Raw genomic sequence first — 22,353 nt, 5'->3', positions numbered from 1 at the left:
TATCTCACAATGTAAAAGCAAACAAAAATGAATGATTTAACCGGAATTTTATATATTGTCGCCACGCCAATCGGGAATTTACAAGATATTACACAACGTGCTTTAGAGACCTTTTCACAAGTGGATTTAATTGCTGCGGAAGATACGCGCCACAGTGGTTTATTGCTCAGTCATTATGGTATCAAAAAGCCTTTTTTCGCCTTGCATGATCACAATGAACAAGAAAAAGCCCACGTATTGGTAGAAAAGTTAAAACAAGGCACCAATATCGCATTAATTTCCGATGCAGGGACACCCTTAATTAGCGATCCGGGTTTTCATTTAGTGCGTCAATGTCGTGAAGCTGGCATTAAAGTGGTGCCGTTACCTGGCGCTTGTGCAGCGATTACTGCATTATGTGCATCGGGCATTGCATCTGACCGTTTTTGCTTTGAAGGTTTTTTACCTGCGAAAACTAAAGCGCGTAAAGATAAGTTAGAAAACGTCGCAGAAGAAGACCGCACTTTAATCTTCTATGAATCAACCCACCGTATTTTAGATACCCTTGCCGATATGCAAGACGTATTAGGTGGTGAGCGTTATGTTGTGCTTGCACGTGAAATTACGAAAACGTGGGAAACCATTGCAGGGGATAAATTAAGTGATCTTCGTCAATGGTTAAGTGAAGATCCGAATCGCACGAAAGGTGAGATGGTGTTAATCGTGGAAGGCAAACCCAAATCAGAAGATAGCGAAGAATTTTCACCACAAGCAATTAAAGCGCTCACTTTAATTGCCAAAGAACTCCCTTTAAAAAAGGCTGCGGCGATTGTGGCAGAACTTTATGGTTATAAGAAAAATGCCTTATACCAATTTGGATTGGATAATTTAGATTAGTCAAAAAACTATTTCCCTCTTTAGTAAAGAGGGGCTAGGGGAGATTTGGCAGAATTAATTTTTATAAATTTCGGAGAACAAATGTTAAAACAGGTTTCAGATACCTTACTTGCACCAAGCAATTTATCGCATCAATCGTTGCTTAATATTTTCGATGTGATGTCGCATCGTCATATTGATTATGCGGATCTTTATTTTCAATTAAGCCAAGATGAAAGCTGGGTATTGGAAGATAGCATTATTAAAGAAGGTGGCTTTCATATTGATCGCGGTGTTGGTGTACGCGCTGTTTCTGGAGAGAAAACAGGCTTTGCGTATTCCGATCAAATTAACTTAGCGTCATTACAACAATGTGCTGAAGCTGTAAAAGGCATTGCGCAAATTAAAGAAGGCAATTTAATTTCGCCTCAAGCATTTAATGCGGTGAATGCGGTTCAGCGTTATGCGGCGATTAACCCGTTAGAAAGTTTAAGTAAAGAGAAAAAGATCGAGTTATTACACTTAGTGGATCGTACAGCGCGATCTGAAGATCCTCGTGTTACACATGTTTCTGCAGCATTAAGTTCGATTTATGAAGAAGTGTTAGTAGTCGCAACAGATGGCACACTTGCCGCAGATATTCGTCCACTTGTGCGTTTATCCATTTCTGTTCTTGTTGAAGAAGATGGTAAACGTGAGCGCGGGAGCTGTGGTTCAGGTGGCCGATTCGGATTAGATTGGTTCTTTGAAGTGGTAAATGGGGATATTCGTGCCGTTAATTTTGCAAAAGAAGCGGTTCGTCAAGCCCTTGTCAATTTAAATGCGGTCGCTGCGCCAGCAGGATTAATGCCTGTGGTATTAGGGGCTGGCTGGCCTGGCGTATTGCTTCATGAAGCAGTGGGACACGGTTTAGAAGGGGATTTCAACCGCAAAGAAAGCTCTTTATTTACAGGAAAAATTGGTGAGTTAGTGACGTCGCCATTATGTACAATTGTGGATGATGGTACATTGCAAAACCGTCGTGGATCTTTAACCATTGATGATGAAGGCGTGCCAAGTCAGTGTAATGTTTTAATCAAAGACGGGATTTTGCAAGGTTACATGCAAGATAAACTCAATGCACGATTAATGGGGGTGAAACCAACAGGGAATGGTCGCCGTGAATCTTATGCTCATTTGCCAATGCCACGCATGACGAATACCTATATGTTAGCGGGCCAAAGCAAATTTGAAGATTTAGTGGCTTCTGTAGATCGCGGTATTTATGCCCCGCACTTTGGTGGTGGTCAAGTGGATATTACTTCGGGTAAATTTGTATTCTCGACGTCTGAAGCTTATCTTATTGAAAAAGGTAAGATTACTAAACCCATTAAAGGGGCAACGTTAATTGGTAGTGGTATCGATGTGATGCAAAAAGTTTCGATGGTTGCAGATGAAACTGATTTAGATCTTGGTATCGGTGTATGCGGCAAAGATGGCCAAAGTGTGCCAGTCGGTGTTGGTCAGCCAGCCTTGAAAATAGATGAAATTACCGTTGGTGGAACCAATTAAACATAAGCCCGATAATCATATCGGGCTTTTTATTTCCTTCGTATATAAGTGTGGTCCATTTTTCAGCTATTTTTGATTAGTCAGTTTCTGATGAATAATCATTGCGTTAGGTTAAAAGTTAAACACCCTACACGTTTATCTCGATTCTTTTATGATCCCTATCACAATATCTTGTAAAACCAGTTAAAAAAATTCCCCAAATAACCACAATAAGTGATACATTTATCGTTGCATGACTTTTTGTCATTTAAGAGACAGGGACAGGCGTGAGTTTGTCTGAAATTTCATCAACCAGAGGGAAACATTTATGTTAATTGGTGTACCTAGAGAACTGCTTGAGAGCGAAAATCGTGTGGCGGCGACGCCAAAAACGGTTCAGCAGATCTTAAAACTGGGCTTTGACGTCATTGTAGAACACGATGCGGGATTCAAAGCAAGTTTTGAAGACCAAGCATTTATCGACGCCGGCGCAAAAATTGGCTCAAATTCAGAAGTGTGGCATTCGGATGTGATTTTTAAAGTGAATCCACCAACGGATGCAGAAATTGATCAAATGAAGGAAGGTGCAACACTTGTGAGCTTCATTTGGCGTGCACAAAATCCGGATTTAATGAAAAAACTCACGTCGAAAAAAATTAATGTATTAGCGATGGATTCTGTGCCACGTATTTCCCGTGCGCAAGCGCTTGATGCATTAAGCTCTATGGCGAATATTTCTGGTTATCGTGCGGTGATTGAAGCAGCTCATGAATTTGGTAGTTTCTTTACCGGACAAATTACTGCTGCAGGTAAAGTACCACCGGCAAAAGTGTTAGTCATTGGTGCGGGTGTTGCTGGTTTAGCGGCGATTGGTGCAGCCAATAGCCTTGGTGCGATTGTACGTGCTTTTGACTCTCGTCCTGAAGTAAAAGAACAAGTACAAAGTATGGGCGCGTCTTTCTTAGAAATTGATTTCAAAGAAGAAGGTGGTAGCGGCGATGGTTACGCGAAAGTAATGTCAGAAGAATTTAACCGTCGCGCGATGGAGCTTTATGCGGAACAAGCGAAAGAAGTGGATATCATTATTACCACTGCAGCAATTCCAGGTAAACCAGCCCCTCGCTTGATCACAAAAGAAATGGTTGATTCCATGAAACCAGGTTCTGTGGTGGTGGACTTAGCGGCTGCAACAGGTGGTAACTGTGCTTACACTGAAGCAGGTAAAGTCATCACTACTGAAAATCAAGTGAAAATCATTGGTTACACCGATTTCCCAAGTCGTTTACCAACACAATCTTCCCAACTTTACGGTACAAACTTAGTTAATTTATTAAAACTACTTTGTAAAGAAAAAGACGGCAAGATCAATATCGATTTTGACGATGTGGTATTACGCGGTGTGACTGTGGTACGTGATGGTGAAGAAATTCCACCAGCGCAAATCCAAGTGTCAGCACAACCAAAACAAGAAGCGAAAGCGGCACAAAGTGCGGTTAAAAAAGAGGAAGAAAAACCGGCTGATCCTCGCATCAAATATGGTGTGATGGCGGGTGTAGGTGTGTTATTCCTCTGGCTTGCATCTGTGGCGCCTGCGGCATTCCTTTCTCACTTCACCGTATTCGTATTGGCTTGTGTAGTCGGTTACTACGTGGTTTGGAACGTCAGCCACGCGTTACACACTCCACTTATGGCGGTAACCAATGCAATTTCAGGTATCATCATTGTGGGTGCATTACTGCAAATTAGACAACCAACAGGCAACTTCTTTATTGATGCATTAGCCTTTGTGGCAATCTTGGTGGCAAGCATCAACATCTTTGGTGGTTTCCGTGTAACCCAACGTATGTTGGCGATGTTTAGAAAAGGTTAAGGAGAAGACGATGTCTGAAGGTTTAGTACAAGCAGCCTATATTATCGCTGCATTACTTTTCATTATGAGCTTAGCCGGTCTTTCTAAACATGAAACGGCAAAAGCTGGTTGTTGGTATGGTATTGTCGGTATGACAATTGCCCTTGTTGCAACCATTTTCGGCCCGCAATCTGAAGGCACATTATGGATCATCATTGCGATGATCATCGGTGGCGTGATCGGTGTTCAACGTGCATTAAAAGTTGAAATGACTGAAATGCCTGAACTCGTTGCGATCCTTCACAGCTTTGTAGGTTTAGCAGCAGTGCTCGTAGGCTTTAACAGCTACGGCTTAACACACGAAACTGATCCTGTGTTAATGAATATCCATAACGTTGAAGTATTCTTAGGGATCTTCATCGGTGCGGTAACATTCACGGGTTCTATCGTAGCATTCGGTAAATTAAGCGGAAAAATCAATTCAAAAGCATTAATGTTGCCACATCGCCATAAATTAAATTTAGCGGCATTAGTGGTTTCAGCTTTCTTGATGGTAGCATTCTTAAACAACCCAGATAATATCTTCCCAGTGTTACTTATGACCGCGATTGCACTTGCATTCGGCTGGCACTTAGTGGCATCTATCGGTGGTGCAGATATGCCGGTTGTGGTTTCAATGCTTAACTCTTATTCTGGTTGGGCAGCGGCTGCAGCAGGTTTCATGCTAAGCAATGATTTGCTTATCGTCACCGGTGCATTAGTGGGTTCTTCTGGTGCGATTCTTTCTTACATTATGTGTAAAGCGATGAACCGCTCATTCATCAGCGTTATTGCAGGTGGTTTTGGTAATGATGTTCAAGTGTCTTCAGATGAAGAGCAAGGTGAATACCGTGAAACAACTGCAGAAGAAGTGGCTGAATTACTCAAAAATGCAAGCTCTGTGATCATCACGCCAGGATATGGTATGGCGGTAGCACAAGCGCAATATCCAGTCGCAGAACTTACGGCGAAATTGCGTGAACGTGGTATTAACGTACGTTTTGGTATTCACCCTGTTGCAGGTCGTTTACCAGGTCATATGAACGTACTTTTAGCCGAAGCGAAAGTGCCTTATGACATCGTGCTTGAAATGGATGAAATCAATGATGATTTCGCGGATACTGATGTGGTATTGGTTATCGGTGCAAACGACACCGTAAACCCAGCGGCGATGGAAGATCCAAACAGCCCAATTGCAGGTATGCCAGTGTTAGAAGTATGGAAAGCACAAAACGTTATCGTATTCAAACGCTCTATGGCGGTAGGTTACGCAGGCGTTCAAAACCCATTATTCTTCAAAGAAAACACTCAAATGCTCTTTGGTGATGCAAAAGAACGTGTTGATGACATTCTTACTGCATTAAACAAATAAGCAAAAAACTGAAGTAAAACTGACCGCACTTTGAGAGATTAAAGTGCGGTTTTTTTTTATATGTTTTTTAGTGCTTATATGATTAAATAACCTAACTTTAAGAAGTTATACACTAACTTTCTAAAATCAAAATAGGCGAGGAAACGATAAGATGAGATTTACATTACCACTACTATTATCTCTAACTTTGTTTGGTTGTTCTTTTGGTGGTTTTCAGCCTCCGCCACCACATGATCATTGGCGCTTACATAATTCTAGGGTTTTATTTCCTAACTCAGATCCTCAAGGACGTATTAAATTTCTTGACAGAAGACAAAAAGATATGTCGGATTGCGGTATGGATTTTGTGATAGGGGAAAGTGTTAATCCAGAAGTAAATCTTTGTTTAGAGAAAAAAGGTTGGTATCTAGAAGGCGGTCCAGTTTGTGAAGAAAGGCTAATGTGGGATAGTCCAATATGTACCCAATGGCGAAAAAAACACAGTAAACCTGATGCTAAGCCTTGGGGGTAAGTATTAGGTAGTACAATTTTCGTTTATTTCTCGATTTTTCTTTCCATTAAATATAAAAGTGCGGTCAATTTTGACCGCACTTTTTTACATTAACGTTGAATCAAATAGCGTAATTTGGTGCCATCTTGTTCAACGCTTAATAGTGTGTAACCGTGGTTTTTAGTGTCAACAGGAATGTTGTTGATAGATTGGGCACAGTCACTTAATAGCTCTAAAATTTCGCCTTTTTGTAATTGAGGCATGGTTTCGAGCATCACGATTGCTGGATACGGGCAAGGTTCACCTAGCGTATCTAACGTGTAATCTGGGGTGATGTCTTTTGGATCTTTATCTAATTTTTGAACAACGGTAAATGCCATAATAATGTCCTCTTTTTTGAATGAATTCGTTAATATTTAATTAGCAACCACAAGCTTGTGGATTCGCTGCCGCAATTTTTGCTTTAGCTTTTTTCAAGAAGTGGCGTTCCCACCAAACAACAGCGATTAAGCAAAGAATAAGCAAGCCGTAATTCACTAATAAACCGCCAACAGGGCCAAAGGATTTCAATAAATTAAGTTTTTCGTAATCTAACGCAAGTACAGGGGCAAGATCGTCCCATGCGTAGGCTAAATAGGTTGAACCAACAACGTTACCCACACCTACCCACATAAAGTGAACTTGACCTTCCATTGAGCGATACATCCAACCGGTTTCACATCCGCCTGCTAATACAATACCGAAGCCAAATAATAAACCACCGATAATTGCATTTGGACCCGCCCACATGATTTTGGCCGGCACGCCTAATTGAATGTAGCTGAATACGCCAAGCGTACCCACGAGAATACCGAAGATGATGGCTTTTGCCATATAAGCACGGCCGGTTACCCATAAATCACGGAAAGCGGAAGTAAAGCAGATTTGAGCGCGTTCAATTAATAAGCCGAAAGCTAACCCACAAAGCATCGCAAAACCCAGTTTGACGGAGTTTGTCATCACATAAAGTGAAGCAATCAGGTAAGCAAAAAAGACCACCATACCAATCCAAAAACGACGATTCGCTTGTTTCGGATCCGTTTCTTGTAATTTTGCTGCACCTTTTTTCAATTCTAATTTCACACGGAATATCGGAAGTAAGGTGACTTTTACCCCTGCATAAGTACCTACGGCTGTGGCAATAGTAAAGAACCAGGCGTGAACAGAAAATTGAGGAATACCGGTGAAGAGAGAGGCAAGGTTGCAGCCCATTGCTAAACGTGCACCGAAACCGGCTAATGCACCACCAATGAGGGCTTGAACAATACGACGTTTGTGTGGTTGATTACGCCATTTTACGTTGTTTGCCCAAAGTGCAGCCGAAATGCAACCCGCGAACATACCTAAAATCATCACGCCATCAATACGGGTGAAGATCGTGCCTTGCATGCCGATAATTTTATAGTAGCTCCAGTCGGACACATCGACACCTAGAGCTTGCAAAGCATGTCCACCCCAACGGGTAAATTCTCCAGTAACCGCCCAATAAGTGCCAGTTACCCCAAAGTAATAAGCTGAAATAAGCCCCGCAGCAATAACTGCCGCGACAGGATTCCAGTATTTGATCAGATAATTTTGTTTGAATTGCTGCAAAATCTCTTTCATTAGTGAATAAATCCTTAAATTGAAATGATGATTTGCAAGTGAGGTATAAAATGAAGATATTTTGAAGTGTCTGCCATTTTCCTATACACAAAACTTGCGATATAAGACAAATGAATTGTCGAGCAAGATAATAGCATTTGTTTTTTGGCAATGCACGAGGGGAGGGATAATTATTTGTGGGTAATTTAGGATTTAGACAGACTTACTGTCTGTCTAAATATTGATAGAAAAGTTAAACAGGCAATTTCATTTCTCGTACACGCATGGTTAATCCATCGATTAACAATAAGCGTCCACATAAATTTGAACCGATTTTTAACCGCACTTTGATGGCTTCTAAGGCTTGAATAGAGCCAACAATCCCCACGATTGGCGCCAGTACGCCAGCTTCTACACAGCTTAAAACGTTTTGTCCAAAGAGTTGGCTAAGTTGGCGATAGGTTGGGGTATTGGGTTCATAAGTAAAGACGGAAACCTGTCCTTCTAAACGGATCGCAGCACCAGAAACAAGCGGGATCTTCGCTTGTTCGCACCCACGATCGAGCGCATTACGAATATCCACGTTATCGGTACAATCTAATATCACATCAAAGTGCGGTATGATTTCCGCGAGTTTTTCTTCGGAAAGTTGCGCATTGATGGTTTCAATTTCGACGTGTGGATTAATTTGTTGTAACGCGATTTTTGCCGATTCCACTTTAGGCATATTTAATCGGCTATCAGTATGTAACACCTGACGTTGTAAATTGGAAAGCGATACGGTGTCGAAATCTAACAAGGTTAAATGACCCACGCCAGCAGCTGCAAGATATTGACTTGCCGCACAACCTAAACCGCCCAGACCGACAATTAACATGCGGCTGTCTTTGAGTTTTTCTTGTCCGTCAAAATCAACCGCTTTTAAGATGATTTGGCGGTTATAACGCAGTTCTTCTTCGTAGCTTAATTCAGCCATTATTGCCCCAATAGGTGATTAAACGGTTCAATGGTGACGATTTCGCCCGCAGCGACATTGCCGCGATCTTTTTCAAGGCGAATGAAGCAGTTACTTTTCACAAAAGAACTGAATAAATGCGAGCCTTGGAAACCAACAGGGTGCACTTCAAGTTGACCATTTTCATTAATTTGATAGAAACCACGTTGGAAATCTAAACGTCCTGGTGATTTTTTCAAATTAGTTTGGGCAATCGCTTGAAAGTGCGGTTGTTTTTTCGGGTGTTTTTTACCGCTTAATTTGGCAATAGCCGGTTGAACTAATTGATAGAATGTCACTAATGCAGAAACCGGATTGCCGGGTAAACCGCAGAACCAAGCATTTTCTAATTTACCAAATGCAAATGGCTTGCCTGGTTTCATCGCAATTTTCCAGAAATTCACCTGACCGACTTTTTCTAACACAGTTTTCGTGAAGTCAGCTTCACCCACCGAAACGCCACCGCTTGTGATGACAAGATCTGCTTGAGCTTGCGCTTTCACAAAAGCCGCTTCAAATTCTGCTTGGTTATCAGGCAGAATACCGAAATCGAGCACGTCACAATTTAATTTTTCTAGCATTAATTTCACAGTGAAGCGGTTTGTATCGTAAATTTGTCCCGCTTGTAACGCTTGACCGACAGGCACTAATTCATCGCCAGTTGAAAGCACGGCCACTTTTAATCGTGGGTAAGCTTTGACTTCAGCGATGCCTAATGAAGCAAGTAAAGGTAAAGATACGGCATTTAACTCATCGCCTTGATGTAATACCACATCACCTTTTTTTACATCTTCACCAATACGGCGAATATTCTGATTGGCTTTAGGTAAGGCCGCAAAGGTAACAGAACCATCTTCATTGACCGTGACATCTTCTTGCATGACTACCGCATCGGCACCTTCAGGAATCATTGCACCCGTCATAATTCTGACCGCACTTTGTGCTCCCCATTTTCCTTGAAACGGATTACCTGCAAAGGATTTTCCCGCAATAGAAAGCGTCATGGATTGCTGTAAATCGGCTAAACGAACTGCATAGCCATCCATCGCGGAGTTATCAAAAGAAGGTACGTTAATCGGAGAAATCACATCTTCCGCACAGACACGATCAGCGGCTTCAGTTAAAGCCAGTGTTTCAGTTTTTGTAGGGAAGGGAAGTTGGTTGAGCATTTGCGCCAAGGCATCTTCAAGTGGCAACATAATCAATCCTTTGGGTTGAGCGAAATAAAAGTGGATATATTGTAGCCCGAAATACAATATGAAGGAAATTAATAAATTAGGGTGATTTTTCGCATTTTACGAATAATTCATCTTTTGCTAAAATAACGCATTATTTTTTTATAAATGGAAAGTGAATGAACGCTATTTCACCTGATGCGGAAAGTGTCCGCCGAGCCTTGGTAGCCAAAGGCATCGAAACACCAATGATTGATCCGACTCAATGTAAAGATGAGCGCCGTGCGGCGATTGCTTCGCATATGCGAGAAGTGATGAAATTGATTGGGTTAGATCTACGTGATGATAGCCTAGAAGAAACACCAAATCGCTTAGCTAAAATGTTTATTGATGAAATTTTCAGTGGAATGGATTATGCCAATTTCCCGAAAATGACAAAAATCAAAAACCAAATGAAAGTGAGCGAAATGGTGCAAGTGAATGACATCACGTTGACCAGTACTTGCGAACACCATTTTGTGACAATTGATGGCAATGTTGCTGTGGCATATTATCCAAAAGATTGGGTGATTGGCTTGTCTAAAATCAATCGCATTGTGGCGTTTTTTGCACAGCGCCCACAAGTACAAGAGCGTTTAACCGAACAGCTTTTAACGGCATTTCAAACCATTTTAGAAACCGATGATGTGGCAGTTTATGTAAAAGCGACACATTTCTGTGTGAAAGCTCGCGGGGTAAAAGATACCCACAGTTATACTGTGACATCAGCCTATGGTGGGGTCTTTTTAGAAGATCGCGAAACTCGCAAAGAATTTTTATCTTCTATTCAGAAGTAATGAGCAAAAGCACCGAATAATCGGTGCTTTTTTGTTTATTAATTGTACGGATATAGGTTAAAATCTGCCCTTTCATTTTTATTTCGATTTTTATTTTTCTTGAGGATTTTCATGGCGAAAGCAAATTCAAAACTTTTTCTTGTTTTATTACTCGGCGTCCTTTCTGCATTTGGACCATTTGTAGTGGATCTTTATTTACCTTCACTGCCACAACTCGCGAGCTTTTTTGAAACGAATGCCTCAATGACACAGCTTACGCTTACCACAGCCATGATTGGTTTAGCGCTAGGACAGTTACTTCTTGGGCCACTCAGTGATAAATTTGGTCGAAAAAAACCGCTTATTATTTCATTAGTCATTTATATCATCAGTACGGTTTTAATTGTGTTTTCACCAAATATTGAAACGATGATTGTTTTGCGTGTGATTCAAGGACTTTCTTCGGCAGGAAGTGTTGTTATTTCTCGTGCGGTTGCAACGGATCTTTATCGTGGGCGTGAAATGACACGTTTCTTTGGTTTATTAATGACAATTAATGGACTCGCGCCAATTATTTCACCAATCCTTGGTAGTTTATTGTTGGAATACATCAGTTGGAAAGGTGTATTTGTTTTCCTTGCATTGATTGGTGTGATTGTTTTGATTTTCAGCTTCCGTCTAAAAGAAAGCTTAAGTGTCGAAAATCGCTTACAAGGTTCAATATTTTCCACCTTTTTGACTTTTGGTGTGATTATCAAAAATCGCTTATTTATGAGCTATGTAGGAATTCAAAGTTTCTTGCTTGGTTCCATGTTTGCCTATATTGCGGCTTCGCCATTTATTTTCCAAAGCTTCTATGGGTTGAGTGCATTTATCTTTAGTTTATGTTTTGGTGCAAATGGGGCAGCGTTAGTCATTGGAGCAAATATTGGCGGTAAATTGCCAAATCGTCAGGCTTTAGCTATTGGTGTTTTTGCTTTTGTGGTTGCTGCACTTTATACCATTGCGGTATTGATTATTCAGCCTTACTGGTTATTTATTGAAATCGGTTTCTTTGCAATGTTGTTATTAATGGGTATTACTTTCCCGGCTATTTCTTCTTTAGCCATGGAAAGTGAGCGCCAATATGCAGGCAGTGCATCCGCTTTGTTAGGTTTTGCACCTTTCTTTTTAGGTGGTGTAGTATCTCCGTTAGTGGGTATCGGCAATATTTTCTATTCAACATCCTTCGTTATTCTAATCTGTGCCTTACTTGCTTTGAGTATCTATTGGATGATTCGCCATAAAATCCCAACTTCAGCAGAGTAGTTGAAAAGTGCGGTCATTTTTGACGGTGTTTTAAAAAAGAAAAAGGCGAACATCAATTTGTTTGCCTTTTGTTATTTTAGCAATTAGTTTCGAATACTTAATTTCTCAAATTCATCGAAGAATGTTGGGAACGTTTTAGCCGTACATTTTGGATCTAAAATCGTGACGGGGGTATCCGACAATGCAATTAGAGCAAAGCACATTGCCATACGATGATCGTTATAGGTCTCAATTTCGGCATGTTTAAATTGAGAAAGGGCAAGCGGTTGAATTCGAATAAAATCTTCACCTTCTTCAACTTCCGCACCGACTTTTCGTAACTCAGCAGCCATTGCAGCAAGGCGATCAGTTTCTTTCACTCGCCAGTTATAAATATTGCGAATAACGGTTTCACCCTTTGCAAATAAGGCAGTTGTGGCAATCGTCATGGCTGCATCAGGAATGTGGTTCATATCCATATCAATGCCATGGAGCTCAGCTTGTTCTGCCTGAATAAAATCTTCACTCCAAGTGATTTTTGCACCCATTTTTTCTAGCACATCGGCAAATAGACGGTCGCCTTGAATGGAATGTTTGCCAATTCCTGTCACTTTTACGTTGCCTTTAATTGCGGCAGCGGCGAGGAAATAAGAAGCAGATGAAGCATCACCTTCCACCATGTATTTGCCCGGTGACACATAGGATTGGTTACCTTTCACCTTAAACACTTGATAATCTTGATTTTCAACCGAAACACCAAAATCTTTCATCATCGCGAGGGTGATATCAATATAAGGTTTTGAGACTAAATCACCCACAATATGGATATCTAAATCGCCCTCAGCAAGCGGAGCAGCCATTAAAAGTGCGGTCAAAAATTGAGAAGAAATTGAACCGTCAATTTCAACTACGCCACCTTTAATCCCTTGATTGCGAATTGCAAGTGGAGGGTAGCCGTCATTTTCTAAATAACGAACATCGGCACCCGCTTGAAGAAGCGCATCAACCAAATGTTTGATTGGGCGCTCTTTCATACGTGGCTCACCAGTCAAAATGACTTCGCCTTCAGTTTTGCCTTTTAAACAAAGTGCAGCCGTCAAAGGACGCATGGCCGTACCAGCATTGCCAAGAAAAAGTGATAAGCCATTTTCAACTTGAAATGCACCACCTAAGCCTTCAACTTCACAGCAAGTTTTATCTTCAGAAAGTTGGTAATTCACCCCTAACGCTTTAAGGGCGTTTAACATATGACGAATATCATCACTGTCTAACAGGTTAGTGACCGTTGTGGTGCCTTTAGCTAATGCCGCTAATAATAATGCTCGGTTCGATAAACTTTTCGAACCAGGTAAGTTGATTTCACCTTCAATAAGAGAAATCGGCTCTAAGGTGATAGCTTTCATTACAAGACCACCGTTTTGTTTTTATACACAAAAATACGATCATGTAAGGCAAGATCAAGCGCACGGCTTAATACTGTTTTTTCCACATCACGCCCTGCACGCATCATGGCATCGGCAGAGTAGGTGTGATCCACATTAATCACATTTTGCATAATGATCGGACCTTGATCCAATTCGTTATTAATAAAGTGGGCTGTTGCACCAATAATTTTTACGCCGCGCTCATAAGCTTGTTGATAGGGTTTGGCACCAATAAATGCGGGTAAGAATGAGTGGTGAATATTAATCACACGATTTGGATAACGCGCCACGAATTCTGGATTTAATACACGCATATATTTTGCTAATACAATGTAATCAGGCGCATATTCATCAATTTTTTCAGCAAGTAATTTATCGTGTTCCACACGCGTGAGGCCTTCATGGCTGACACAATGGAATGGAATATCAAAGCGTTCAACTAATTCGCGTAAATTATCGTGATTACCAATTACTGCCGCAATTTCTACATCTAATGCACCGTAGTAATTTTTCATTAAAATATCACCTAAGCAGTGCGCTTCTTTGGTGACTAAAATCACGATACGTTTACGTTTAGCACTGATTAGGCGGCAATTTGTCCCAGCTGGCAAGCTATAATTTAAGTCAGCTAACAAAGTTTCTTCGTTGAAAATACCTTCCAATTCGGTACGCATAAAGAAATGCTTTGTTTCGAAATCAACGAACTCATTATTGTGAAGAATATTTAATTGATGTTTGTAACAAATATTGGTGATTTTGGCGATTAAGCCTTTATCATCAGGGCAGTCAGTCAGTAATATTTTCTTTTCTAACATAATGAATATTTTGCAAGATAAATAAAAAAAGAGAACCCATAAAAATGGGTTCTACATTGTTAATGTGAAATTAGATTTCAAAAGAAGCTAAAGAGGCACCTTTATCTAAGGCTTTTTGAATCACACGAGGTGTACGGCCTTGACCAGTCCATGTTCTTTCTTGACCAGTTTCATCAGTATATTTGTATTTTGCTGGGCGAGGTTCACGTTTTTTACGAATTGAAGAAGGCGCAATACCAATAATAGCGGTTAATTCTTCCGCAGTGATGCCTTCTTGTTTAATTAATTCTTTATATTTTGCGATACGCGCACGACGCTCTTGTTCAGCTTGTTCAATTTCAGCTGCTTGAGCACGTTTTTCTTCAACAGCAGCTTGTAATTTTAAAAGTGAACTTTCAGCTTGTTCTAATGTTAAATCGCGTACAGCGGCGCGTAAACTACGAAGGTTAGTTAAACCTTTTGTTAATTCGTTCATGATGTCCTCTTTTTTATGTGTGTGAATGCTTAATTATTTTAAGGAAGACAATAATAACGAAAATAATATATTTGGTAAATATTAATTCGTCTAAATTAAAGAATTAATTGGTCTGATCTCATCATACTCCATATTATGGAGTGACCTGTTTTCTATACTATTGCAATCGTTCACTCATAAAATTGTGTAACAATGAATTAACAACTTAATACGTCATTTTTAATAAAAGAATAGATTTCACTGAAAGTGCAAGATTTTATTGGTAATTTTATTCATTTTAATGTAATCTCTCACCATCCTATACAACAGTAGAGGTGCGGTCATTATAAGTATTTTCCTGGAGTGGATAGCGTTGAAGGGAAAGGAAAGGAATGATTGCCGAAATCGAATAGGCGTCATCTTATTCGGTTGGTCACGTCTTCGAAAGGAACGTGACTGTCATAGTTTTTGTGTATTAACTATGGAGCGCTACGGTTCGGTCTGGTCATAATTGTGTCTTTTCTTGCCGTTGTCTCCATTAAATTATTAGGTATAACTTAATGGAACTAGTCGATTATTCTTCATCTATTTATTCAATTATACCCGCATTACTTGCGATTATTTTAGCAATTGCAACTCGTCGGGTTTTGGTGTCCCTCAGTGCTGGGATTATTGTCGGTGCGTTAATGTTGGTTGATTTCAATCCATTGAATGCACTTATTTATTTAAAAGATAATGTTGTGGCATTAGTTTATAGTAGCGAAGAAGGCATGAATTCAAATATGAATATCGTGTTTTTCTTAGTTTTACTTGGCGTATTGACCGCACTTTTAACTGTGTCAGGCAGCAACCGTGCGTTTGCTGAATGGGCACAAAATAAAATTAAAGGTCGTCGCGGTGCGAAATTATTAGCGGCATCTTTAGTGTTTGTGACATTTATCGATGATTACTTCCACAGTCTTGCTGTCGGTGCGATTGCACGTCCAGTTACTGATCGTTTCAAAGTTTCTCGTGCAAAATTAGCGTACATTCTTGATTCTACTGCTGCACCAATGTGTGTCATGATGCCAGTATCAAGCTGGGGGGCATACATTATTACTCTTGTAGCAGGTTTATTGGCGACGTATTCTATTACCTCTTATACCCCAATGGGCGCATTCGTTGCTATGAGTTCAATGAACTACTATGCGATCTTCTCATTATTAATGGTATTCTTTGTGGCCTATTTCTCATTTGATATTGCATCAATGGCACGTCATGAAAAATTAGCGATGGAGCGCGATTATAAAGAAGAAGTCATTGAAGGTGTGAAAGGTAAAGTTCGCAACTTAATTTTACCGATTTTAGTCTTAATTACCGTCACTGTTTTCATGATGATTCATACGGGTAGTGAGGCCTTAGCGGCGGATGGAAAACCATTTAGCCTCTTAGGTGCATTTGAAAATACAACAGTAGGTATTTCGCTTGTTGTTGGTGGTTCAAGTGCGGTTGCTATGTCAACATTATTGATTATTCTTGAGCGCCAAGTTTCTTTACAAGAATATGGAAAAGCATGGATTGCCGGTATTAAATCTATGTTAGGTGCAATTGCAATCCTGTTCTTTGCGTGGACAATCAATAAAGTGGTGGGTGATGCACAAACCGGTAAATACTTATCTTCTTTAGTGAGTGGCAGCATTCCAGTTCAATTTTTACCAGTGATTTTATTTATCCTTGGTTCAGCAATGGCATTCTCAACAGGGACAAGCTGGGGGACATTTGGTATTATGTTACCAATCGCTGCGGCAATGGCGACTAACTCAGCACCAGAATTATTACTTCCTTGTTTGTCTGCAGTTATGGCAGGCGCGGTATGCGGCGATCACTGTTCACCGGTTTCGGATACAACGATTCTGTCGTCAACTGGGGCAAAATGTAACCACATGGATCACGTCACCACACAATTACCTTATGCAGCAACTGTTGCAACAGCAAGTGCTGTGGGCTACATTGTAGTAGGCTTTACAGAATCAGGTTTAGCTGGATTTGTGACAACAGCAGTTGTTTTAGTAGCTTTAGTGTTTATCGTGAAAAAACGTTAAGCATAAACGTGAAAAAAAGAAAGGGCGTACCGTGTGGTACGCCCTTTTTGTATTTATTGTGAAAATTAGAGTAATGGACTAAACAAGAAAAATAACCGCTCGATGATTCGATGATAGAAAGGACGATTGATCCATTCTTGCATATCGAGAGCGGAAGAGTTCGCTAAATAATTTTCATGAAGTGTGGCCACTTCATTGGCAAAATTACGATCTTCTACGGCAACGGTGATTTCAAAGTTAAGCAGGAAACTGCGTAAATCCATATTTACTGTACCAACGAGTGCGAGCTTATTATCGATTAACACACTTTTTGTATGTAGAAGTCCTGCTTCAAAATGATAAATTTTTACACCTGCTTCAAGTAAATCATCAAAGAACGTTCGGCTCGCCCAACGAACCATCAAGGAATCATTGTTTTTAGGTAAAATAAGCGTGATATCAACACCTCGGAATGCGGCAATGCGTAATGCTTCAGCAATATTGTGACTTGGCACAAAGTAAGGTGAAGTGATCACAATACTTTCTCTTGCAGCATAAATGACTGTTGCAAGAGATTGAGCTATTAAATCATCTGGGAATGCGGGACCACTCGCAATAACTTGCACAGAATGGGTGTCGTTATCGTCAATTTCCACAAGTGGACAATTTGGCAATAAAAGAGGTAATTCTTCCATGGTTTCAATTTCCCAATCCCAAGCATGTAAGCTGTTTAAAATCGGTGAAACAGGACCGTTGATTCGTACCATCACGTCTATCCAATTGCCTACGTTGCTGTCTTGTTTGAAGAAATTTGGGTCTACCATATTCATACTGCCTGTATAGGCAATTTGATTATCAATGATGATGATTTTACGATGTTGACGTAAATCAATTCGGCTGAAGAACATCCGGAATAAATTTACATGTAGCGCTTCGGTAATTTCAATGCCTTTTGCTCGCATTTCTTTACAAACAGGGCTTTTCAAAAAAGCATTACTGCCAACGGAATCGAGTAAAAGACAAACTTTAACTCCACGTTGCACGGCTTCTTCTAAGGCTTGTTTCACTTCATTAATCATGCCATCATTGCTCCAAATATAGAACACCATATTAATGGAATGATGTGCTTGTTGAATATCACGAATGATACTTCGAATGATGCTTTCTGGCGTGTCGAGAATATGTAATTCATTACCTCGAATGTTCGGAATACCTAAGCGGTGGTGGACTAGTTTAAATAAAGCACGATAACGAGGATCCTGGGAATGTGTAACCAGATCTTTTTGTTCTGACAGTTGCTGAAGCCATTGGGTATATTTAGGTTTTAACAACTGAAAGGCTTTGGCTCGGCGCGTACCGAGTTTAATCTCACCAAAAATTAAATAAGCAATGACGCCAATCAGTGGCACAAGGTAGATAATCATCAGCCATGACAACGTAGCAGAAACCGCTTGTTTTTTGACGAGTAAACGCAAGGTGACAGAAATAACTGCTACCCAAATTAACACGGGAATAATATAAACCAGTATAATATGTTCAAAACTCATTAATTTTTGACCGCACTTATGAAATTAGACATTATTTATCAGACCGATGATTTTATCATTATTTATAAGCCTTGTGGGATAAGTGTGCATAAAGATCAAAGTGAAATTGGTTTAACCACTTTGCTTGCTGAGCAGTTTGGCGTGCCACAAGTCTGGCTTGTGCATCGGTTAGATAAAGTGACATCAGGTTTACTCATCTTTGCATTGAATGCTGAAAGTGCGGCTGAATTTTTCCGACTTTTTTCTGAACATCATATCCAAAAGACTTATCTTGCACTCAGCAATCAAAAGCCCAAAAAGAAGCAAGGATTGATTGTCGGCGATATGCAAAAGGCTCGTAATGGGGCTTGGAAACTTTGCCAATCGAAAGAAAATCCCGCAATTACGCGTTTTGAAAGTGTAAGTTGTGAGCCTAATTTACGATTATTTATCTTAAAGCCACAAACTGGTAAAACCCATCAATTGCGTGTGGCGATGAAAAGCTTAGGGAGTCCGATTTTAGGCGATGCGCTTTATGGTAAAAACACTGAAAAAATTGACCGCACTTATTTACATGCTGCAAGATTGCAATTTGAATTTAAAGGTCAAGCATTTGATGTGTTTACCCCTCCGAAAGAAGGAGAGTGGTGGCATCGTGAGAACGTTCAATCTCAGATTCAAAAATTTGGCTCAGCAAATGCTGAGCCAAAGAAATAATCAATAACGTTTATTTCGCTAATCCGATACCCGTATAGCCACGTTCACGCATGGTGGCTTCTTTTGATTTACGAATTAAGGTCTCAATTGTCATACCTTGTACGAGAATGGAGAATGCCACTACCGCATACGTCATACCTAAAATAAGATCGCGAACATCCATTTCTAATCCTTCAATATAAAATTGACCACTTGGAATAGAAAGCGCCATAGCGAGCGCTAATCCCCCTCGTAATGCGCCCCAAGTAAGTACTTTCATGGTGTAAGGATTGTATTTACGATAACGTTTCATGACTTGGAATGGTAACCAGACACTTGCATATCGACAGATTAAGCAAACCGGAATAGCAAGGAAAATTAAGATTAACCCTTGCCAAGACACATGAATCAATAAAATCGCTAAACCGATCAAGATAAAGAGTAAGGAGTTAAGGAAGTGATCGATCATTTCCCAAAAGTGATCTAAATAGCGTTGGCTTTGTTGAGAAAAGCCTGTGTATCTTGTCCAGTTACCAATTAAAATCCCCGCGACAACCATCGCTAATGCACCTGATACATGTAAGAGATTAGCAAGCATAAAGCCCGCAGTGGGTACGATTAAGGTCAAAAGAATTTCTAACGAACCATCATCGGTAGCTGAAATCAGATAATGGGCGAAGAGACCTAAAACCAATCCAAATGCAATCCCGCCTAAAGCTTCTTTAAAAAATAAATGGAGAATGCCGCTTGCTGTCGGTTCATGACCGCCAAATGCGACAGCAAAAACCGTGGTAAAAATTACCAAGCCAATCCCATCATTAAAAAGTGATTCGCCTTCCACTTGCATAGATAAGCGTTTTGGTGCTTTTAAGTTTTTGATAATGGCAAGTACGGCAATCGGGTCATCAGGCGAGATGAGTGCACCAAATAAGATGCAGTAAATTAAATCAATATGCCAGCCGAAAAGTAAGGCAACACCATAAAGTAGAAAACCAATGAAAAAGGTGGAGGCAAGCGTAGAGAATAGAGCAAAAATGGTAATTTCCCATTTTTGATTGTTTAAGACTGGAAGCTTAATGCCCAAGGCGCCGGCAAAGAGCAAAAAGCCTAAAATCCCGTTCAATAAGAAATCTTTAAAATCAATGCGTTCGATGACGCGTGTTGCAATGTCATCCAAATTAAACCAGCCGAAATATCCCAATAACACTAGGAAAAGCGAGCCCGCCATGGAGGTGGCTGTGATGGCAATAGTATATTGGATATTATCGTTCAGTTTACGTGTGATAAAACTGATAAGAATGGCTATTGTGGTGAGAAAACACAAGTAAGTATAAATATTCATAAAATGATCCGAGTAAAGTAATAAAAGCGCCGCCAGTATAAGCAAGTTAGTTTTATTTATAAAGTGCGTTTTTAGGAAAAATTTTAATGAGAACGAAGGGTAAAATTCATTTGATTGCAACTGAAGCGTAATCACATTAATAGGCGTAACTTCTCCCATTACAGAGGAAAAGTGCGGTTAAGATTTCAATTATTTTGTATAATAGACCCAATTTTTCACATTAGGAACAAAAATGAAATTTATCTCTTTTAATATTAATGGTTTACGTGCCCGTCCTCATCAACTTGAAGCAATTATTGAAAAATACCAACCGGATGTGATTGGTTTACAAGAAATCAAAGTAGCGGATGAGGATTTTCCTTATGCGATTACTGAAAATCTGGGTTATCACGTTTTTCATCACGGGCAAAAAGGCCACTATGGTGTAGCCTTATTAACTAAACAAGAACCCAAAGCGGTACGTCGTGGTTTTCCAACAGATAATGAAGATGCGCAAAAACGCATTATTATGGCAGATTTAGAAACCCCATTTGGTTTGTTAACGGTAATTAATGGCTATTTTCCACAAGGCGAAAGCCGTGCACATGAAACCAAGTTCCCGGCAAAAGAAAAATTTTATGCGGATCTTCAACGTTATTTAGAACAAGATCATGATAAAGCCAATCCGGTTTTAATTATGGGCGATATGAATATCAGTCCAAGCGATTTGGATATTGGTATCGGCGATGAAAACCGCAAACGTTGGTTGCGTACTGGTAAATGTTCATTCTTACCCGAAGAGCGTGAATGGTATCAACGCTTATACGATTATGGATTGGAAGATACGTTCCGCAAATTAAATCCAACAGTCAATGACAAGTTCTCGTGGTTTGATTATCGCTCAAAAGGTTTCGATGATAACCGTGGATTACGTATCGATCATATTTTAGTGAATCATCAATTAGCAGAGCGTTGCGTGGACGTTGGCATTGCATTGGATATTCGTGCGATGGAAAAACCGTCCGATCACGCACCAATCTGGGCAGAGTTTAAATAGGAAAGCAGCATGGATATGGCAAATTGGCAGAATTACCGTTCACAAGTGAATGGTATGCCTGCCGTGTTTACCGCAAATATTGAAGATTTAGATGTTTATCATGGTAAACATCTCAGTAAGGTTGTGCAATTTACCGTGCCTTATCAGGGAGATGAGGACGGTTTACCAAATGAAGGCGAATATGAAAAATTGATTAACCGTCTTTTTAAAATCCTTGCACAATTGACCGCACTTCCGAATGTTTTCTTTGCAGGGCACTTTATTTGCAACCATCAGGCAAAAATGCATTTTTATTGTGAACACGATGCGTTGCTTAAAGAAACGCTTCAACAGCTTGATTTTGTCTCAGAAATCAATGTGCAGGATGATCCCAATTGGGATACCTATTTCGATTTCTTATTGGCTTCTCCATTGGAAATGAAATTAAATGCGACGGAAGAGATTTTGAGTATGCTGAATAGCAAAGGGCGTAATTTAAGTGATACTTATTTGATTGAGCATACTTTCCATTTTGATGAAGAAGAAAAAATGTTTCCCTTTATGGATGAACTAACACTTGGGAAAGTGTCTTTTAGTACGTTGAAATATTCAAGCCAAGCCATCCAGACGGAAGAAGATGAACAGCCTTATTTCATGGTGAAATTGGAGCAAGAGCTTTCATTAGACAGTAATGAGATCTTCGAGTGGGTAGAGCGCTTTGAAAAACTCGCTATGGAGTTTTCAGGCGACTATATTGGCTGGGAATGCGATAACTTAATGGATGATCGTTCATCATTAAATTAGCCTGATAATTCATCAAATAAGCATTGATTAGATAAAAATAAAGCCCATCAACACGATGGGCTTAAATTCTTTTGGCTACAAATTTAGGATTCGTAAAAGGAGACAAACGAAAGCTAAACCAAAAGAGAAATTTGGCTCCTCCTGCGGGACTCGAACCTGCGACATATGGATTAACAGTCCACCGTTCT

Annotated in this window: 20 protein-coding genes and 1 riboswitch; of the genes, 11 read left to right on the top strand and 9 right to left on the bottom strand. The window is 40.1% G+C overall.

Features of this window, described 5'->3' with window-relative positions; translation table 11 throughout:
* Positions 1-27 precede the first annotated feature (27 nt).
* The 5 genes from rsmI (at position 28) to ADA56_RS09905 (ending at position 6,156) form a co-directional block, all read left to right on the top strand.
* Positions 28-876 carry a 16S rRNA (cytidine(1402)-2'-O)-methyltransferase gene (gene rsmI / locus ADA56_RS01355; protein WP_049368847.1) on the top strand — a complete coding sequence of 283 codons (849 nt, stop codon included), beginning with the start codon at positions 28-30 and terminating at the stop codon, positions 874-876.
* 81 nt (positions 877-957) lie between these two features.
* Complete coding sequence (gene tldD / locus ADA56_RS01350) at positions 958-2,406, top strand: metalloprotease TldD (RefSeq protein ID WP_049368846.1); 1,449 nt, start codon at positions 958-960, stop codon at positions 2,404-2,406.
* A gap of 307 nt (positions 2,407-2,713) precedes the next feature.
* Complete coding sequence (gene pntA, locus ADA56_RS01345) at positions 2,714-4,255, top strand: Re/Si-specific NAD(P)(+) transhydrogenase subunit alpha (protein WP_049368845.1); 1,542 nt, start codon at positions 2,714-2,716, stop codon at positions 4,253-4,255.
* 10 nt (positions 4,256-4,265) lie between these two features.
* Entirely contained in the window at positions 4,266-5,645 is a 1,380-nt protein-coding gene (pntB, locus tag ADA56_RS01340) for a Re/Si-specific NAD(P)(+) transhydrogenase subunit beta (RefSeq protein WP_049368844.1), read from the top strand.
* A 151-nt stretch (positions 5,646-5,796) separates the two neighbouring features.
* Positions 5,797-6,156, top strand: a complete 360-nt coding sequence (locus tag ADA56_RS09905; RefSeq protein WP_049368843.1) for a hypothetical protein — start codon at positions 5,797-5,799, stop codon at positions 6,154-6,156.
* Between the two features lie 89 nt (positions 6,157-6,245).
* On the opposite strand, the gene yedF is transcribed toward ADA56_RS09905, so the two are convergent.
* The 4 genes from yedF to moeA form a co-directional block, all read right to left on the bottom strand.
* A complete protein-coding gene (gene yedF, locus ADA56_RS01330) occupies positions 6,246-6,515 on the bottom strand; it encodes a sulfurtransferase-like selenium metabolism protein YedF (protein ID WP_005696304.1) in 270 nt (89 codons plus the stop codon).
* 40 nt (positions 6,516-6,555) lie between these two features.
* Positions 6,556-7,779 (bottom strand): selenium metabolism membrane protein YedE/FdhT, encoded by a 1,224-nt coding sequence (yedE, locus tag ADA56_RS01325; protein WP_049368842.1) that lies wholly within the window; start codon positions 7,777-7,779, stop codon positions 6,556-6,558.
* A 232-nt stretch (positions 7,780-8,011) separates the two neighbouring features.
* Positions 8,012-8,734, bottom strand: coding sequence for a molybdopterin-synthase adenylyltransferase MoeB (gene moeB / locus ADA56_RS01320; protein ID WP_049368841.1), 723 nt, complete (start codon positions 8,732-8,734; stop codon positions 8,012-8,014).
* Positions 8,734-9,951 carry a molybdopterin molybdotransferase MoeA gene (gene moeA / locus ADA56_RS01315; RefSeq protein WP_049368840.1) on the bottom strand — a complete coding sequence of 406 codons (1,218 nt, stop codon included), beginning with the start codon at positions 9,949-9,951 and terminating at the stop codon, positions 8,734-8,736. The genes moeB and moeA overlap by 1 nt, the downstream gene beginning before the upstream one ends.
* Positions 9,952-10,106: 155 nt before the next feature.
* Between moeA and folE the strand changes: the two genes are divergently transcribed.
* Together folE and ADA56_RS01305 are read left to right on the top strand one after the other, a co-directional pair.
* Positions 10,107-10,763 (top strand): GTP cyclohydrolase I FolE, encoded by a 657-nt coding sequence (gene folE, locus ADA56_RS01310; protein ID WP_049368839.1) that lies wholly within the window; start codon positions 10,107-10,109, stop codon positions 10,761-10,763.
* 111 nt (positions 10,764-10,874) lie between these two features.
* The gene (locus ADA56_RS01305) at positions 10,875-12,050 is read left to right on the top strand and encodes a multidrug effflux MFS transporter (RefSeq protein WP_049368838.1); all 1,176 of its coding nucleotides are present in this window, start codon (positions 10,875-10,877) and stop codon (positions 12,048-12,050) included.
* 83 nt (positions 12,051-12,133) lie between these two features.
* Here the strand turns inward: ADA56_RS01305 and aroA are convergent, their stop codons facing one another.
* From aroA to ADA56_RS01290, 3 genes are all read right to left on the bottom strand, one after another.
* On the bottom strand, positions 12,134-13,432 hold the full coding sequence (gene aroA / locus ADA56_RS01300; RefSeq protein WP_049368837.1) for a 3-phosphoshikimate 1-carboxyvinyltransferase: 1,299 nt from the start codon (positions 13,430-13,432) through the stop codon (positions 12,134-12,136).
* On the bottom strand, positions 13,432-14,268 hold the full coding sequence (gene purU, locus ADA56_RS01295) for a formyltetrahydrofolate deformylase (RefSeq protein WP_049365819.1): 837 nt from the start codon (positions 14,266-14,268) through the stop codon (positions 13,432-13,434). The genes aroA and purU overlap by 1 nt, the downstream gene beginning before the upstream one ends.
* A 70-nt stretch (positions 14,269-14,338) precedes the next feature.
* Complete coding sequence (locus tag ADA56_RS01290) at positions 14,339-14,743, bottom strand: H-NS family nucleoid-associated regulatory protein (RefSeq protein WP_049365820.1); 405 nt, start codon at positions 14,741-14,743, stop codon at positions 14,339-14,341.
* A 301-nt stretch (positions 14,744-15,044) separates the two neighbouring features.
* A riboswitch (Lysine riboswitch) is annotated at positions 15,045-15,222 on the top strand.
* Positions 15,223-15,282: 60 nt separating this feature from the next.
* Between ADA56_RS01290 and ADA56_RS01285 the strand changes: the two genes are divergently transcribed.
* Positions 15,283-16,803, top strand: coding sequence for a Na+/H+ antiporter NhaC family protein (locus ADA56_RS01285; RefSeq protein ID WP_049368836.1), 1,521 nt, complete (start codon positions 15,283-15,285; stop codon positions 16,801-16,803).
* A 65-nt stretch (positions 16,804-16,868) separates the two neighbouring features.
* Here ADA56_RS01285 and cls read toward each other — a convergent pair whose 3' ends face one another.
* Positions 16,869-18,329, bottom strand: a complete 1,461-nt coding sequence (gene cls / locus ADA56_RS01280) for a cardiolipin synthase (RefSeq protein ID WP_049368835.1) — start codon at positions 18,327-18,329, stop codon at positions 16,869-16,871.
* 18 nt (positions 18,330-18,347) lie between these two features.
* On the opposite strand from cls, the gene ADA56_RS01275 reads away from it, so the two are divergent.
* On the top strand, positions 18,348-19,025 hold the full coding sequence (locus tag ADA56_RS01275; protein WP_049368834.1) for a TIGR01621 family pseudouridine synthase: 678 nt from the start codon (positions 18,348-18,350) through the stop codon (positions 19,023-19,025).
* A gap of 10 nt (positions 19,026-19,035) precedes the next feature.
* Here ADA56_RS01275 and ADA56_RS01270 read toward each other — a convergent pair whose 3' ends face one another.
* Positions 19,036-20,346 carry a cation:proton antiporter gene (locus tag ADA56_RS01270; RefSeq protein ID WP_049368833.1) on the bottom strand — a complete coding sequence of 437 codons (1,311 nt, stop codon included), beginning with the start codon at positions 20,344-20,346 and terminating at the stop codon, positions 19,036-19,038.
* Between the two features lie 232 nt (positions 20,347-20,578).
* Here ADA56_RS01270 and xthA point away from each other — a divergent pair, with 232 nt between their 5' ends.
* The gene (xthA, locus tag ADA56_RS01265) at positions 20,579-21,382 is read left to right on the top strand and encodes an exodeoxyribonuclease III (RefSeq protein WP_049365824.1); all 804 of its coding nucleotides are present in this window, start codon (positions 20,579-20,581) and stop codon (positions 21,380-21,382) included.
* 9 nt (positions 21,383-21,391) lie between these two features.
* Positions 21,392-22,165, top strand: a complete 774-nt coding sequence (locus ADA56_RS01260; protein ID WP_049368832.1) for a TIGR01619 family protein — start codon at positions 21,392-21,394, stop codon at positions 22,163-22,165.
* Positions 22,166-22,353: the final 188 nt, after the last annotated feature.

The organism is Parahaemophilus parainfluenzae, assembly GCF_001055095.1.
In the GTDB taxonomy this organism is placed as follows: Bacteria; Pseudomonadota; Gammaproteobacteria; order Enterobacterales; family Pasteurellaceae; genus Haemophilus_D; species Haemophilus_D parainfluenzae_Z.
The sequence above is the reverse complement of the archived record's forward strand: the minus strand, read 5'-3'. Positions and strand labels throughout refer to the sequence as shown.

Bases quoted from the DNA above. Each gene is read 5' to 3' on its own strand.
- ADA56_RS01285 (WP_049368836.1), top strand. From the start codon at position 15,283: ATGGAACTAGTCGATTATTCTTCATCTATTTATTCAATTATACCCGCA.
- tldD (WP_049368846.1), top strand. From the start codon at position 958: ATGTTAAAACAGGTTTCAGATACCTTACTTGCACCAAGCAATTTATCG.
- moeA (WP_049368840.1), bottom strand. From the start codon at position 9,951: ATGTTGCCACTTGAAGATGCCTTGGCGCAAATGCTCAACCAACTTCCC.
- aroA (WP_049368837.1), bottom strand. From the start codon at position 13,432: ATGAAAGCTATCACCTTAGAGCCGATTTCTCTTATTGAAGGTGAAATC.
- ADA56_RS01305 (WP_049368838.1), top strand. From the start codon at position 10,875: ATGGCGAAAGCAAATTCAAAACTTTTTCTTGTTTTATTACTCGGCGTC.
- xthA (WP_049365824.1), top strand. From the start codon at position 20,579: ATGAAATTTATCTCTTTTAATATTAATGGTTTACGTGCCCGTCCTCAT.
- yedF (WP_005696304.1), bottom strand. From the start codon at position 6,515: ATGGCATTTACCGTTGTTCAAAAATTAGATAAAGATCCAAAAGACATC.
- folE (WP_049368839.1), top strand. From the start codon at position 10,107: ATGAACGCTATTTCACCTGATGCGGAAAGTGTCCGCCGAGCCTTGGTA.
- ADA56_RS01290 (WP_049365820.1), bottom strand. From the start codon at position 14,743: ATGAACGAATTAACAAAAGGTTTAACTAACCTTCGTAGTTTACGCGCC.
- cls (WP_049368835.1), bottom strand. From the start codon at position 18,329: ATGAGTTTTGAACATATTATACTGGTTTATATTATTCCCGTGTTAATT.
- rsmI (WP_049368847.1), top strand. From the start codon at position 28: ATGAATGATTTAACCGGAATTTTATATATTGTCGCCACGCCAATCGGG.
- pntA (WP_049368845.1), top strand. From the start codon at position 2,714: ATGTTAATTGGTGTACCTAGAGAACTGCTTGAGAGCGAAAATCGTGTG.
- pntB (WP_049368844.1), top strand. From the start codon at position 4,266: ATGTCTGAAGGTTTAGTACAAGCAGCCTATATTATCGCTGCATTACTT.
- ADA56_RS01270 (WP_049368833.1), bottom strand. From the start codon at position 20,346: ATGAATATTTATACTTACTTGTGTTTTCTCACCACAATAGCCATTCTT.
- ADA56_RS09905 (WP_049368843.1), top strand. From the start codon at position 5,797: ATGAGATTTACATTACCACTACTATTATCTCTAACTTTGTTTGGTTGT.
- yedE (WP_049368842.1), bottom strand. From the start codon at position 7,779: ATGAAAGAGATTTTGCAGCAATTCAAACAAAATTATCTGATCAAATAC.
- ADA56_RS01275 (WP_049368834.1), top strand. From the start codon at position 18,348: ATGAAATTAGACATTATTTATCAGACCGATGATTTTATCATTATTTAT.
- purU (WP_049365819.1), bottom strand. From the start codon at position 14,268: ATGTTAGAAAAGAAAATATTACTGACTGACTGCCCTGATGATAAAGGC.
- ADA56_RS01260 (WP_049368832.1), top strand. From the start codon at position 21,392: ATGGATATGGCAAATTGGCAGAATTACCGTTCACAAGTGAATGGTATG.
- moeB (WP_049368841.1), bottom strand. From the start codon at position 8,734: ATGGCTGAATTAAGCTACGAAGAAGAACTGCGTTATAACCGCCAAATC.